General features: G+C 67.8%; 11 protein-coding genes. 7 read left to right on the top strand and 4 right to left on the bottom strand.

Annotated elements, in window-relative coordinates; genetic code table 11:
- Positions 1-62: 62 nt before the first annotated feature.
- The 4 genes from ACWPXK_RS19940 to ACWPXK_RS19955 all read left to right on the top strand — a co-directional run bounded on the left by ACWPXK_RS19940 (position 63) and on the right by ACWPXK_RS19955 (position 8220).
- A complete protein-coding gene (locus tag ACWPXK_RS19940; RefSeq protein WP_454197663.1) occupies positions 63-1727 on the top strand; it encodes a fatty acyl-AMP ligase in 1665 nt (554 codons plus the stop codon).
- Positions 1728-1757: 30 nt separating this feature from the next.
- Positions 1758-2024, top strand: coding sequence for an acyl carrier protein (locus ACWPXK_RS19945; RefSeq protein WP_454197664.1), 267 nt, complete (start codon positions 1758-1760; stop codon positions 2022-2024).
- Complete coding sequence (locus tag ACWPXK_RS19950) at positions 2021-6316, top strand: type I polyketide synthase (protein WP_454197665.1); 4296 nt, start codon at positions 2021-2023, stop codon at positions 6314-6316. Before ACWPXK_RS19945 ends, ACWPXK_RS19950 begins: the two co-directional genes overlap by 4 nt.
- 317 nt (positions 6317-6633) lie before the next feature.
- On the top strand, positions 6634-8220 hold the full coding sequence (locus tag ACWPXK_RS19955) for a carboxylesterase/lipase family protein (RefSeq protein WP_454197666.1): 1587 nt from the start codon (positions 6634-6636) through the stop codon (positions 8218-8220).
- A gap of 123 nt (positions 8221-8343) precedes the next feature.
- On the opposite strand, the gene ACWPXK_RS19960 is transcribed toward ACWPXK_RS19955, so the two are convergent.
- The 3 genes from ACWPXK_RS19960 to ACWPXK_RS19970 form a co-directional block, all read right to left on the bottom strand.
- On the bottom strand, positions 8344-8760 hold the full coding sequence (locus tag ACWPXK_RS19960) for a hypothetical protein (protein ID WP_454197667.1): 417 nt from the start codon (positions 8758-8760) through the stop codon (positions 8344-8346).
- 31 nt (positions 8761-8791) lie between these two features.
- Positions 8792-9304, bottom strand: a complete 513-nt coding sequence (locus ACWPXK_RS19965; protein ID WP_454197668.1) for a DUF2231 domain-containing protein — start codon at positions 9302-9304, stop codon at positions 8792-8794.
- A gap of 765 nt (positions 9305-10069) precedes the next feature.
- Positions 10070-10489, bottom strand: a complete 420-nt coding sequence (locus ACWPXK_RS19970; RefSeq protein ID WP_454197669.1) for an Hsp20/alpha crystallin family protein — start codon at positions 10487-10489, stop codon at positions 10070-10072.
- A 173-nt stretch (positions 10490-10662) separates the two neighbouring features.
- Here ACWPXK_RS19970 and ACWPXK_RS19975 point away from each other — a divergent pair, with 173 nt between their 5' ends.
- Complete coding sequence (locus ACWPXK_RS19975; protein WP_454197670.1) at positions 10663-11490, top strand: SDR family oxidoreductase; 828 nt, start codon at positions 10663-10665, stop codon at positions 11488-11490.
- 146 nt (positions 11491-11636) lie between these two features.
- On the top strand, positions 11637-12323 hold the full coding sequence (locus ACWPXK_RS19980) for a PAS and ANTAR domain-containing protein (protein WP_454197671.1): 687 nt from the start codon (positions 11637-11639) through the stop codon (positions 12321-12323).
- Between the two features lie 30 nt (positions 12324-12353).
- On the opposite strand, the gene ACWPXK_RS19985 is transcribed toward ACWPXK_RS19980, so the two are convergent.
- Positions 12354-13430, bottom strand: coding sequence for an Rv2629 family ribosome hibernation factor (locus ACWPXK_RS19985; protein ID WP_454197672.1), 1077 nt, complete (start codon positions 13428-13430; stop codon positions 12354-12356).
- Positions 13431-13752: 322 nt separating this feature from the next.
- Between ACWPXK_RS19985 and ACWPXK_RS19990 the strand changes: the two genes are divergently transcribed.
- Entirely contained in the window at positions 13753-13953 is a 201-nt protein-coding gene (locus ACWPXK_RS19990) for a hypothetical protein (protein WP_364329326.1), read from the top strand.
- Positions 13954-14068 lie beyond the last annotated feature (115 nt).

Raw genomic sequence — 14068 nt, forward strand, 5'->3', positions numbered from 1 at the left:
GGTCGTGGACGGCCGAGAGTAGTAACCGACACCGATGCCGATCCCTACCGAGGAACCACGAGATGCAGCCGAGTTACGTTCACCACGTAAGGCAGCAAGTTTTCGAATACGGGGAGACCAGGTCCTACACCTACCTTCGTGAGGCCGGGCGAGAGCTCGGCGAGGAAGTCGTCACCTACCGCGAACTCGACCGCGACGCCAGGGCTGTCGCCGCCTGGCTCGCGGACCGTCCGGAATCGGTGCGGCCGGTCGTGCTCCTCTATCACGACGGGCTGGCGTTCCTGCGGGCATTTCTCGGGTGCCTGTATGCGGGCGTGATCGCCGTTCCCGCGCCTTTGCCGCACGATGACCGCAGCACCCAGCGGTTAGCAGGCATGATCGCGGATTCCGGGGCGCGACTGATTCTCACGACCAGCGACGTCCAGCCCCTTGTCGCGGCCGCGACAAGCGAGATCGTCACCGCGACCGACGGTCCGCTCGGCGACCCGGACGCGTGGCGGATGCCCGCCATCGACTCGGGGACCATCGCCTTCCTCCAGTACACGTCGGGCTCGACGGGTACCCCCAAGGGCGTCGTCGTGACGCATGGCAACCTCATGCACAACGAATCCGCCATCGCCTCGATCGGGCTGAACGATGCCGGGACCGGGGTCAGCTGGATCCCGCACTTCCACGACATGGGCCTGATCGGCTCGCTGCTCGGGGCGTTGTACGCCGGAGCGAACCTGGTGTTCATGGCGCCGACGACCTTTCTGAAGCGTCCGGTGCGCTGGCTGCAGGCCATCGACGGATACCGCGCCACCTTTACCGCCGCACCGAACTTCGCCTACGACCTGATCGCCCGCCGGGTGACCGACGAGCAGGTGGCAGAGCTCGATCTCAGCACCCTCGAAGTCGCGCTCAGCGGCGCGGAACCGGTGCGCGAACGGACGATCGCGGCCGTGCTCGAACGTTTCGCGCCCGCCGGCCTGCGACCCACCGCCTTCCTGCCTGCCTATGGGCTGGCCGAGGTGACGCTGCTGGCCAGCGCCGGATCCATCGCCGAAGCGCCGGTTCACCTGGACCTCGGCCGCGATACCCGGCTGGTCAGTTGTGGTCGGGCGGCCCGCGGTCTGGACATCCGCATCGTCGACCCGCGCACGCGGCAGCGCCTTCCGGAGAACCAGGTCGGCGAGATCTGGATTCGCGGCGACAGCGTGGCGGCGGGCTACTGGAATCGTCCCGAGGCGACCCGCGAAACATTCGCCGCGTATCTCGGCGCCGAGGGGCCGTTCCTGCGCACCGGCGATCTCGGCCTGCTGCACGAGGACGAGCTGTTCGTCACCGGCCGCAGCAAAGATCTGCTGATCATCAACGGCCGCAACATCTATCCCCAGGACATCGAAGACCTGGTACGCGAACTGCACCCGGCGCTGGCCGCCGCCGGTGTCGCCGTATCCGTCGACGCGGAAGGCCGGGAGCGACTCGTCGTGCTGCAGGGTGTGAAGACGGCCCTGCAAGACGGCACGACGCTCGCCGAGCTGTCCTCGGCGATCAAGCACACCGTCGCCCGCGGATTAGACGTGGCCGCACCGAATGTCGTTCTGCTGGAACCCCGATCGGTGCATCGCACCACCAGCGGCAAGGTCCAACGTGGCTCGATGCGGGAAGCGTTCCTGTCGCACCGCGTCGGCGGTGTCCTGCACCAAGATCTCGAACCGGCGCTGAGCCGATCTCTGACCGCCTGACCGACCCGTACCCCGTCGAGGAGCCGAAACATGTTCAGTACCGCCGTCACCTGCCCGGCAACCATCCAGGGATGGCTGGTGGAGCGCGTGGCCGACTACACCGAACGCGCACCCCACCAGGTCGATCCCGCGGTCCCGCTCGCCGAGCTCGGCCTGGACTCCGTGTCGGCGATCAACCTGTGCGGCGAGATCGAGGACCAGTGGTCGCTGGAAGTGGATCCGACCCTGGTCTTCGATCACCCCACCATCACTGACATCGCCGCTCATATCGCGGCCGAATTCGCCCTCGCCGCATGACCGATATCGCCATCGTCGGCCTCGACTGCCGATTCCCGCAGGCACCCGATCCAGCAGCGCTGTGGCAACTGCTGATCGACGGAGGCGACGTGATCTCCGAGGTTCCGGCGAACCGCTGGAACGCCGACGACTTCCACGACCCGGCCGGTGCGCCCGGCACGATCAACACCCGCAGCGGCGGATTCATCGACGATGCCGACGCGTTCGACGACGAGTTCTTCGGTATCACTCCGCGAGAAGCCGAGGCGATGGACCCGCAACAGCGGTTGCTCTTGCAGGCCACCTGGCGGGCTTTCGAGGATGCCACCCTCGATCCTCGCGCCGAGGCCGGCTCGCGGACCGGGGTTTTCGTCGGGGTGATGGCCAACGAATGGGCCAACCTGCAGATGAGCGACTATGCGGCGATCACGCCGCAGCACGGCTCGGGCAACGGATACTTCATGACCGCCAACCGGCTGTCCTACCAGTTCGACCTGAAGGGTCCGAGCATGGCGGTCGACACCGCCTGCTCGTCCTCGCTGGTGGCGATCCATCTCGCCTGCGCCGCATTGACTTCCGGAGAATGCGACCAGGCGATCGCCGGTGGCGTGAACCTGGTGCTGACCCCGGCTGTCGGGGTGTTCTACACCCGAGCCGGGCTCTCCGCGCCGGACGCGCGGTGCAAACCGTTCAGCGGCAATGCCGACGGAATCGTCCGCGGCGAGGGCGTAGCCGTGCTCGTGCTGCGGCGGCTCGCCGACGCGCAGGCCGCGGGCCTGCCCATCTACGCGGTGATCAAGGGCAGCGCGGTCAATTCCGACGGGCGAAGCAACGGCATCACCGCACCGAACCGCTGGGCGCAGCAGCAGGTGATCGGCGCGGCGTGCGAACGGGCCGGAGTCCAGCCGGAGGACGTCGATTTCCTCGAGGCGCACGGCACCGGCACAGTGCTCGGCGACATGATCGAAGTCAAGGCGCTGGGGCAGTGGCACGCGAAGAACCGCGTGCGTCCCTGCGGAATCGGTTCGATCAAAGGCAATCTCGGCCACACCGAGGGAGCAGCCGGCGTCGCGGGCTTGATGAAGGTCGCACTCGCTCTGCACCACGGTGTCGTTCCGCCGTCGAGGTTCGCCGACCAGGAGAACCCGCGGCTGCGGATGGCGCAGCACGGCTTGCGACTGCTCGCCGAACCGATGCCGCTGGACCGGCCCGCGCACGGCGGTGTCAGCAGCTTCGGCATCGGTGGCACGAACGCCCACATCGTGCTCGGTAGCGCACCCGCGGCGGAACCTCCCTCGGCGTCCGGCGGCGGCGTGCTCACTCTGTCGTCGAACGGCGCGGCGGGGCTGCGGCGCAACGCGCATCGCATGGCGGAGTCATTGGCGGCGGTGCCGCGGGATCGCTTCGCGCAGCTCTGCTGGACGAGCAATCGCGCCAAGGCGTCGGGCCCACACCGGCTCGCGATCGTCGCCGCCGACCGCGACGAGGCGATCGCTCGTCTGCGTGGCGACCTGGAATATGGTGTCGCGCAACCGCTGCGCATCGGCTGGATGTTCACCGGCCAAGGCTCGCAATTCGCGGGAATGGCCAGGGCGTTGGACGCGGCGAGCCCATCGTTCCGGCGCGCCCTCGCGACGGTGGATCAGGCCATGACGGCCCACCTCGGCCGTTCGGTGCGCGAGCTGCTGCTCGACCAGCGCGTCGACATCGACCGGACCGAACTCGCGCAACCCGCGATCTTCGCGATGGAGTACGCGCTCGCCAAGTCGCTTGCCGACGCAGGCGTCCGGCCCGCCTGGCTGATCGGTCACAGCATCGGCGAATTCGCGGCCGCCGCGGTGGCCGGGGTGTTCGACCTGGACGACGCCTGCCGACTGGTCGTCGCGCGCGGCGCGCTGATGCAACGATTGCCGGACGACGGCGCGATGCTCGCCGTGCGGGCAACCACCGAACAGATCGCCGAGCTGATCGCGAACGAACCGGACGTCGCGCTCGCGGCGGTCAACGGACCCGGAGAACTCGTGCTCTCCGGTGCGGCCGCCGCGCTGGACCGGGTTCGGGATGTGCTCGCCACGCGTGCGGTGAGCATCAAGGAGCTCAACGTTTCCCACGCATTCCACAGTCCGCTGATGGCGCCGATGCTGGAGCGGTTCGAGGCCATCGCCCGCGAATGCACCTATCGGGCACCGGTTCTTCCGATCTACTCGACCGTGCGTGGCCGTCTGCTCGGCGAGCACGAGGCGATGGACGCCGCGTATTGGACCGAGCACGTCCGTGCCACCGTCCGGTTCGGCGATGCCATCGAGGCCGCTCTCGGCACCGGTCCCACGCACATGATCGAAGTCGGTCCGCGCCGCGTGCTCGCGGCTCTGGTCGGCCGGATTCGTCCCGGCCTGGCGGCGCGTTGCCTGGTACCCAGCCCGGGGCCCGCCGCGACCGGCAGCGAATTGGCCGAGACGCTGGCCGCGCTGTACCGCGACGGATCCAACCCGAACTGGGACGAGCTCTACGAACCGGCCCAGCGGGTGCGCCGTCGCCTGCCGGTGTACGAGTTCGCCACCGAGCACCGGTTCTGGGTCGAACCGCCCACCGTCCCTTCGACTTCCACCCATACCGAGGAAACGACCATGGATCAGGTGATTTCGTTCTTCCGCGAGCAGAACGCGGTGCTGGCGAGCCTGGTGGCAGGCACAGGGCACAGCGGCGCTCCGCAACCGGCCGTCCCACCGATGGCGGCGCCCCAGTCGGTCGCCCCGCAGACGGCGGCCGGGCACACCGCCCTCGCCGCGGACACGGCCGCCGGTGTGGTCCGCGCGGAACTGGCCAGGGTGAGCGGATTCCCGATCGATCGACTCCGCGACGCGCAAACGCTCAGCGACGACCTCGGATTCGATTCGCTCATGCTGACCGACCTGTTCGCCGGACTCATCCGCAAGCTGCCCGGACTGACCATCGACCCCGCCTGGTTCACGCGGACCACGACGCTCGGCGACATGATCGGTTACGTCACCGGTCGGGTCGGCGGACCCGGTTCGGGCGTGCCCGCTTCCAGCCCGGGTGCGACGGCTGCGAGCGCCTCCGAACCCAGATCCGCCGCCGTCGAGGCGGAGTACCGGATCGCCGACTTCCCGGAGGTGAAGGCGATCGCCGACCGACTCTCCGGCGCGGAAGCACTCGGTCTGCCCAATCCCTACTTCCTCGTCAACGACGGGGTCACCAGCGACACCTCGGTGATCGACGGGGAACCGGTGACCAATTTCTCCAGCTACAACTACCTGGGCCTGTCCGGCCATCCGGCGGTCGTCGCGGCCGTCCAGGACGCCGTGGCGCGCTACGGGAGTTCGTGCTCGGCCAGCCGGATACTCTCCGGCGAGAAGCCGGTGCACCGCGAGCTGGAGGCCGAACTCGCCGCCCTGCTCGGCACCGAGGACGCCATCGCGCTCGTGGGCGGCCACTCCACCAACGTCACGATCATCGGGCATGTGGCGGGACCGGAAGACCTCGTGATCCACGACGCCCTGGCGCACGACAGCATCCTGCAAGGCTGCAAGCTGTCCGGCGCGACGCGGCGGCCGTTCCCGCACAACGACCACGCCGCGCTCGACCGGCTGCTCACCGAGATCCGGCACCAATACCGGCGAGTTCTCATTCTGATCGAGGGCGTGTACAGCCAGGACGGCGATATTCCCGATCTGCCCGCGATCATCGCGATCAAGAAGAAGCACAAGGCGCTGCTGATGATCGACGAGGCGCACAGCGTCGGCGTGCTCGGCGAGGGCGGCGGCGGAATCGGCGAATACTTCGGCGTCGACCGCGACGATGTCGAATTGTGGTCCGGCACCATGTCGAAGGCGCTCGCCGGCTGCGGAGGCTATGTGGCGGGCAGTGCGGAGCTGATCCGCTTCTTGAAATACACCACGCCCGGATTCGTCTACAGCGTCGGCATGACGCCGATGAACGCGGCCGCCTCGGCGGCGGCGATCCGGCAGCTGCGAGCCGACCGCGAGCCGCTGGAACGTCTGCGGCGCAACGCCCGGCTGTTCCTGCACCTGGCCCGCGAAGCGGGGATCGACACGGGCGACAGCCACGACACGCCCGTCATTCCGTGCATCGTGGGCGACTCGCTGAAGACATTGCAGTTGTCCAACGCACTGCTGCGCCGAGGCGTGAACGTCAACCCGATCCTGCATCCGGCGGTACCGGAAGGTCTTGCGCGCCTTCGGTTCTTCGTCACCGCCTGCCATACCGAAGACCAGATTCGCGATACCGTCAAGATCCTAGCCGAGGAACTCGCTCTGCTTTCTGGAAGTTGATCCGGGCCGGTCGGCCGCGAGTGTTACCGAGGCTTGCGCCGTGCGCGTCGACGCGCTGCGGGCCGCTGTAGCATCTGTCCGAGATGCCATGTGCCTGGCTGGTCGAGGGCTTGTGGTTGGGCTGATGGCCGCGGGCGATGAGGGCGGATCATGCTGGCCGCTGCCCATCCGGTCAGGGTTGGATCCGTATGTCCGGTGGTGCGGGTAACCCGATAGCCGACGGTGTTGTCGTGGGTGTGTGGCGGCCTGATGAAGGTCATTGCTGCCGACCTCAGCGACCGCATCGGAGGTATGGGGCAGCAATGATTCGCTCGATCATGCGATCCGCGATCTCCGGAATGGCGGCGATCGGCCTCCCGTTCACGAGCGCTCCGGCGCTCGCGTCACCGCCACCTACCGTGTTCGTGACCGGCGGCGAAATCTCCGGGTTCGCCGCGGACGGAATCGTCAAATACCTGGGCATCCCGTTTGCCGCACCCACCGGCGGCGACGCGCGTTTTCGCCCCCCTCGGCCCGCGGAACCGTGGCCCGGCGTCCGGCCGGCGCTCACCCACGGTCCGCTGTGTCCGCAGAACGGATATCTGCCCGGCACCCCACCGACCGGCCCTACCAGCGAAGACTGCCTGACCATCGACCTCTACGTGCCCGGGGGCGCACGCGACAGAAACCTGCCGGTCATGGTGTTCTTCCACGGCGGCGGTTACGTCACCGGTTCCAACAGCCAATACGACGCCCCTTCCCGGATTGTCGCCGAAGGCGACGTCATCGTGGTGGTCCCCAATTACCGCCTCGGGCCGTTCGGATTCATGTCCTTACCCGACCTGGCCGCCGAGTCGGGTGGACCCACCGGAACAGTCGGTATCCAGGACCAACAAGCCGCGCTGCGGTGGGTGCACGACAACGCCTCCGCCTTCGGGGGCGATCCCGCCAACGTCACGATCTTCGGTGAATCGGCCGGTGGTGGAAGCGTCTGTACCCACCTGGCCGCACCCGGCTCCGACGGCCTGTACCACAAAGCCATCGTCCAAAGCGGATCCTGCGCACAGTCGTTTTTGGTTCCCGGCAACCGCGAGGATGCCTTCGCGCGCTCGCAGCGCTACGCCGAAAGCGTCGGATGCGGCGATCCCGCGACACAATTGGCGTGCTTGCGGACGCTGCCCGCGGCGAAACTCCTGGAGTCGCCGACCGTCCAATTCGACGGGCCGGTGCCCATCTGGGTGCCCAGCATCGACGGTGTCGTCGTCACGCGCCCACTCGCCGTCGCACTCGAGGTCGACGACCGGAAAATTCCCCTCATCGTCGGAAGCAACAGCAACGAAGGGGCGCTGTTCGTCGCCGAATCCGACTACGCGCGAGGTCATGCACCGGATGCCGCGAGCTACGAACGCTACGTGCGCCAATCATTCGGCACCTACGCCGATCGAGTGCTCGCCGAGTACCCCCTCGATAACTATCCCGCACCCGCGGCCGCTCAATCCGCGGTCATCACCGACGGTCTGTTCGCGTGCCCGGCACTCCTCACCAGCCGCGTTGCGCGCGACACCGGACATCCCCTGTGGCAGTACGAATTCGACCAGGCGCCATTCGGCGACACCAATCCCGTGCTGCCGGGCGCCTTCCATTCCGCCGAACTGCCCTACCTGTTCACCAGCCTGATGGGCGTGCCGATCCCGTGGACCGGCGCGTCCGATGCCTTCGCCCGGCAGATGCAGCGATGGTGGACCACCTTCGCTCACACCGGCGACCCGAACGGACCGGGCTTGCCCCCATGGTCCGCCTGGCCCGAGCGCAGCCGTCAGGCCCCCGACGGTCCAGTGCTGATCATGCGCGCGACCGGCAGCACCATGTCCAACGACTTCGCTGTCCGACACAGATGCGGATTCTGGTCCGAACGCCCGCGTTGAATCCGTGCGGTTCGTGATGCCCCAAGACGTCGCGGGGCTCCTGGCGCTCGCCATGGGGACCGCGCTTTTGACGTTGAGCAATCGCCGGGACACCGGCAGCGCTCAGCGGTCGGCCCGGTAGCGTCAGCTTCCACCGACGCCGAGAGCGGTCAGTAACACCAAAACTACTGTCGTGACCGCGAATACGCCGTGACCCGCGACGACCGCCACGGGAAAGTGGCTTTCGGCGGCCTCCTGCGTGCCGGATGCGGCCCGTGCGCGGTAGACGGGGAGCCAGCGGGCGAACATGAACAAACCCAGCAAGGCCACAGGGAGGAGCAGAATGAACGCCGTCCACGCGAGGGCGTCTTTGTCGGCGAAGAGATAGATGATCCAGACGATCAAACCGGCGACGGCGAGGATGAAGTGACCGAAGACGGCCGGCGGCGGCAGCTGGGTCGTGTCGGGTTGCCGGGTGGCGCCTTTCGAGATCCAGGTGCTGAGCAGGACGAAACCGCCTGCCGCGGTCAGCAGCCAGGTGATCAATGCCGCGATGGCCATGACGATTCCTTTCGATGCGAAGGAATGGGGATCAGCGCTGGAAGCCGGCGGCCTGGCTGGCCTCGTCGGCCACTCGGACGCCGTAGTGGTAGGCGAGCTTTCCACCGAGGAAGCCCGAGACACCCAGCGCGGCGAGGCTCGCCGCGGACAGCAGCAGCGGGCCGAGGGCGACCGGGCCGTGCGCCCCATCGCCCGCCCGTCGCCACAGGAAACCGATCGCGAAGGCGACCGTGACGGCGAGGTTCAGACTCATGTGCAGCAGACCGGTCCGGAACGCTGGGGTGCCGCTCGGGATGGCCAGCAAATCCAGGAACCCGATCGCGGCCGCGGCCAGTGCGCCCAGCACGCCGATCGCGATCAGCCACAGCGCGCCTTCGGCGAGAAAATCCGGATCGTCCACGACCCGGGAGCCGATGTCGAACACCAGGCTGGCCACCCACGCGCCGATCGGAACGGTCACCAGGATCGGATGGAACGGGTGCCCGTATGGGCCGGCCAGCAGCGCGCTCACCGGGCGCTTCGCCTGTTGTGGATCGCTGGTCACGACAACCTCCGAACTGGGCGGAATGGTGCCTTGCGGTGTCACCGCGGTGCGGGAGCAACTACTCGGCAATACCCACTGCACCGCCGATATCACGATCGGCGTGCGAGAAAGGACTGCTCGATGCGGTCGGCGGCTTCGGCGGAGTCGAACGCGTCGCGGATGCGTACGGCCAGCGGTGTGAGCGCTGTGGTGCTGTCGCTGCTGATCGGCCGGGGATACCAGGCCGGGGAAGGGGCCTGTTACCCCCTCCCCGGCGGAGAACGGCGTACCTCTGCATAGGAGCCCGCGTAGTGCCGTCATCCCTGCAATGCCACGGGCGTGGCGGTGCGCGTAGAGCGGGTCGCACGCTGTGCTCGAATGCGCCGAGTGCAGGGTCGGCGACGGCATTTCGCGGAGCTGGTGTCTAACGGTCGAATACGGGCATCACCTCGCTTTCACTTCGTCGCTTTTGTAGTTCGCAGCGCGATTGCGTACTACGCCTCTGCGGAGGACCACGCTGGGTGGCGCGTCCGGTCTCGGGTCGTCGGTCACGCGACCCCAGCGGGTCCTGGACGGATTGCAGGCCTCCCGCGTGACGCGACCTCGGCGCCGGGATCCACCGGTACGCGGGTCCGCGCATGCGGTCACGGGCTTCGCACAGGATCGCATCGACCTCGGCGAACAACTGTTCGAGGTCGGGGTCGAGCAACCAGACGTCCAGGTCGTCGGGCGACTGCGAGCACGGAACGAGACCGGTCATGACCTGCCTCCCACTCGAGCGACGGGTCAGGCGTCGATCGCCTGGTGCCCGGCGCCGCGGGCGATTTCGATCCTGCGCGGCTTGGCCTTCTCCGCGAGCGGAATCGCCAGACGCAGGACGCCGTCGCGGTAGTCGGCGCGGACGTGCTCGGTGTCGACATTGTCGCCCAGGAACAGCTCGCGGCTGAACTCACCGCGCGGGCGTTCCGTGGCGACCATCTCCCGATTGGCGTCGAGCTCCGGGCGGCGCGCCCGGACCGTCACGACGCCTCCTTCGACCTCCAGACCGAGGGAATCCCGGTCGATGCCGGGGGCGTCGATCTCGACCACGAACTGGTCACCCTCACGCCAAACGTCCATCGGCAGCACCGTCGGCCCTGCGGCCGTGCCGAACACCTGCTGCGTCAAGCGTTCCAGGTCGCGGAACGGATCGGTGCGCATCAGCATGGTCGTCACCTCCAACTCACTCTATTCTGCATAGAACGAATCAGAAAACCTGTGCCAAGTGACACAGATTTCTTATAGCACCAACTTTCGTCTCGCGCAAGGGTCTGGGCGGGGGAAAATATGGCGGCACCGCGACGGGGTGTGAGCCGAGGACGACCGGGTAGCCGCAGACCATGCGTACTACAGCTCCGCTACCGGAGGATCGCGCGGGTGCGCCGCTGCGCGCCGTGGTGACCGGGAGTGACTCCGGCATCGGTGCGGCGGTCGCGGTCGCCCTCGCGGGCGGAGGAACCGATGTCGGGCTCACATTCCACAGCGACCGGCCGGGTGTCGAGAACACCGCCGCGCAGGTGCGCGAACGGGGCATGACCGCCGCGATCCGCCGGCTCGATCTGGCGGATCTGCCGACTGCCGCCGCGGTGATCGATGAATTGGCCGACGAGCTCGGCGGCCTCGATGTCTTGGTGAACTGTGCCGGTACCGGGTCGGCCCAGAAGGTCATGGACATGGACTTCGATACCTGGCGGCACGTCCTGTCGGTCGACCTCGATGGTGCGTTCCTCTGCGCGCAGCGCGCCGCCCGGCACATGATCGCGGCGGGCAGAGGCGGGCGGATCATCAACATCACCAGCGTGCACGAGCACGCGCCCCGGGTCGGCGCCGCGCCGTACTGCGCGGCCAAGGCGGGCCTCGGGGCGTTGACGAAAGTGCTGGCGCTGGAACTGGCCGAACACGACATCACCGTGAACTCGGTGGCGCCGGGCGAGATCTCGACACCGATGACCGGTCAAGAAGACGTCGATCCGCGCGAGCAGTACCGGCCGGGAGTGCCGTTGGGACGTACCGGTCACGCCAAGGAGGTCGCCGCGGTGGTGGCCTTCCTCGCGACACCGGCGGCGGGCTACGTCACCGGCGCCTCGTACGTCGTCGACGGAGGAATGCTCCTGATGGGCCCGCAGGCCAGCACTCTGTTGCCGGACGAGAAGTGGCGCACGCCTTAGCTTTGTAGAACCGCCTCGTCGCACCTCGGTCCGGACGATCCGATGGCATGATCGTGATACCGGGCCGAGCGGCAGCGTGTGCCCAGCGCACCGCGGATGCGGGACTAGACTGAAGCCCCAGTAGGAGCTAGGAGCACACTCACGCGATGAACGAGTCGGGCGACCCGATCGTGGACACGGCCGAAGGAGCGGTAGCCCGGGTGGTGGGAGCGGGCACGCCCCAAACTACGGGGAGTTTCCGGTTCTGGTTCGGCGATCAGCGGTGGGAATGGTCGGATGAAGTCGCCGCGATGCACGGCTACGCGCCGGACACGGTGACGCCGACTACGGAGTTGTTGCTCGCGCACAAGCATCCCGAGGATCGGGAGCATGTCGCCGAGGCGATCGAGAAGTCGGTCCGCAACGCCCAACCGTTCTGCAGCCGCCACCGCATCATCGACACCGCCGGGTCGGTGCACCACGTCATCGTGCTCGGCGACACCCTGACCGACAAAGACGGCACCGTGGTCGGCACCGCGGGTTACTACATCGATCTGACCGCCACCATCGCCGAGGAACGGCAGGACCTGCTCGACGACACGCTGCCGAAACTGGTCGAGTCGCGTGCGGTGATCGAGCAAGCCAAGGGCGTGCTGATGCACGTGTACCGGATCAATGCCGACCAGGCATTTCACGTATTGCAATGGCGCTCGCAGGAAACCAACGTCAAGCTTCGTGACCTGGCCGCACATCTCCTCGCCGAAATCGACCGGGTGCCCCCGGCGCCACCGCAGGTGCAGACCGCCTTCGACCACCTGCTGCTGACCGTCCACGAGCGCGTTCCGAAGCGGTGATGCTCGGCGGTCCGATCCGGATCGCCGGACTCAACAGTGCCGCAGCAGGGCGCCGACGCCGTCGCGCAGCGCTGTCGCGTCGTCCACCACGGTGATCGCGGCGTCGATCGCCAGCGCGGCCACCGGCAGCGCCTCGTCGGCCCGGCGCATCTCGCCTGCCATGCCGTTCGCGACGGTGCCGAGCAACGGGTTCGGGGTGGCTCCGGCCACCACCAGCCGGTCGCCCAGCGCCCTGGGGTTGAGCAGCAGCCGTTCCACATTGGCGGCGCGGAGGGCATGGGAGGTCTCCGCGAGCCCGGTCACCGCCAAGCCGTCGGGACGCCCGAGTTCCGCGGCGAAGCGGTCGAGCACCTGCCGGCACCGGTCGGTCGCGACCCCGTGCAGGATCTCGCGTACTTCGGCGTCGAGCGCTTTGGGATCCGAATTCGGCGCCAGTGTGCCGGATTCGGCCTCGATGACCTCCCGCCCCTTCAAGCCGATCTCCGCGCGCAACTCCGAGCGGGCCTGCACCTCTCCGGCCAGCACGATGACGTCCGCGTGCACCGTGTCGGCCAGACGGTCCACTTCGCGGGCGAATTCGCGGATATTGCGCCGGGTGGTGTTCTCCACCCGCTGCTGAATCGTGCGATGGGACCAGCCGCCGCGGCGCACCTTGTGCACCGGATGATCCGCTCCGCGCAGGGCCTCGTCGAATTCGGCGCCGTGCTCGTCGAGCGAGTAGAGCTCCGAGCCCACCCGGTCCACGACGGCGACCACGTGCGGTATCTGCTCGGACTCCGTCTCGATCAGCGGCAGCAGATAGGGCAGCGGCGACACTCGGACCGTCTCGGCGTCCGGCGGGCTCGGCAGTCGCTCGTCGGCGAGCACCTCGGTCTCATCGGCGATGAGCAGTCTGCCGCACCGCCCCTGCGTCGGGGGATGCCGTTCGATCTCCTGGGCGAGCAGCCGGCGTATCCGCGGCCGCGCCCCGCTGCTTTCCAGTTTGGCGTCGATCGAATTCCACCGCAGTTCGAGTTGATGCGCCGCGTCTTCGGTGTCGTGTGAACTGTCGAAACAGACCGATGCGAAGGGGCCGTGCTTTTCGATTATCCGCCGAAGGTCGGCCATCGGTATCACCTGGTTTCCCATAGCGCACGAATATCCTCGCCGCTGATCCGCGTCTGCGAACGCGCGGCTGGCGCCGCGGTGGGTTCGGACCAGCGGGACGCTGGACGAGTACCCGCGGATACCGTTCCGAATCACCACACACCTGTGCCCGCACGAGCGTGTTCTGTGCCACTCTTACGCTGCCGTACCGGTTGTGCGCGAACGCTTTTCGGAAATTTTTGGCGGTGCGCCGATTGCTCCGGATCGCTTCGGGTAGCACTTCGGTGTGGCCGTTGCCGACGGTCACCGATTTGGTTCCAACGCACCGAAGGAGGATCCGCGAATGCCTGATCCGAAGAACCCAGGTCAGTTCGGCAACCGTTCGGACACCGAGGAGCAGGCGCGTCGTGGCGGCAGGGCCAGCACCGGTAGTTTCGGCGAGAGCAACTCAGCCGATCCGAGTGCGGCCGGGCGTAAGGGCGCGGAAGCACAGCCGACCGAGGCGAAGGTCCGCGGAGGCGAACACAGCCGCGGCGGCCGCTGACGCCAAGAGCTCGAAGGGCCGGGTGGCGAGTGGCCGCCCGGCCCTTCGCTGTGTGGGCGCTGACCGGGGCGAGTGACGATTTCCGCTGGTCGAGTGGCCCGGGGGTGTGACGAGG

The organism is Nocardia sp. Marseille-Q1738 (genome assembly GCF_965283145.1).

What these genes read in the sequence shown, in the direction of transcription:
- ACWPXK_RS19955 (WP_454197666.1), top strand. Translation starts at nt 6,634, where the DNA reads ATGCGATCCGCGATCTCCGGAATGGCGGCGATCGGCCTCCCGTTCACG.
- ACWPXK_RS19975 (WP_454197670.1), top strand. Translation starts at nt 10,663, where the DNA reads ATGCGTACTACAGCTCCGCTACCGGAGGATCGCGCGGGTGCGCCGCTG.
- ACWPXK_RS19990 (WP_364329326.1), top strand. Translation starts at nt 13,753, where the DNA reads ATGCCTGATCCGAAGAACCCAGGTCAGTTCGGCAACCGTTCGGACACC.
- ACWPXK_RS19960 (WP_454197667.1), bottom strand. Translation starts at nt 8,760, where the DNA reads ATGGCCATCGCGGCATTGATCACCTGGCTGCTGACCGCGGCAGGCGGT.
- ACWPXK_RS19940 (WP_454197663.1), top strand. Translation starts at nt 63, where the DNA reads ATGCAGCCGAGTTACGTTCACCACGTAAGGCAGCAAGTTTTCGAATAC.
- ACWPXK_RS19980 (WP_454197671.1), top strand. Translation starts at nt 11,637, where the DNA reads ATGAACGAGTCGGGCGACCCGATCGTGGACACGGCCGAAGGAGCGGTA.
- ACWPXK_RS19950 (WP_454197665.1), top strand. Translation starts at nt 2,021, where the DNA reads ATGACCGATATCGCCATCGTCGGCCTCGACTGCCGATTCCCGCAGGCA.
- ACWPXK_RS19985 (WP_454197672.1), bottom strand. Translation starts at nt 13,430, where the DNA reads ATGGCCGACCTTCGGCGGATAATCGAAAAGCACGGCCCCTTCGCATCG.
- ACWPXK_RS19970 (WP_454197669.1), bottom strand. Translation starts at nt 10,489, where the DNA reads ATGCTGATGCGCACCGATCCGTTCCGCGACCTGGAACGCTTGACGCAG.
- ACWPXK_RS19945 (WP_454197664.1), top strand. Translation starts at nt 1,758, where the DNA reads ATGTTCAGTACCGCCGTCACCTGCCCGGCAACCATCCAGGGATGGCTG.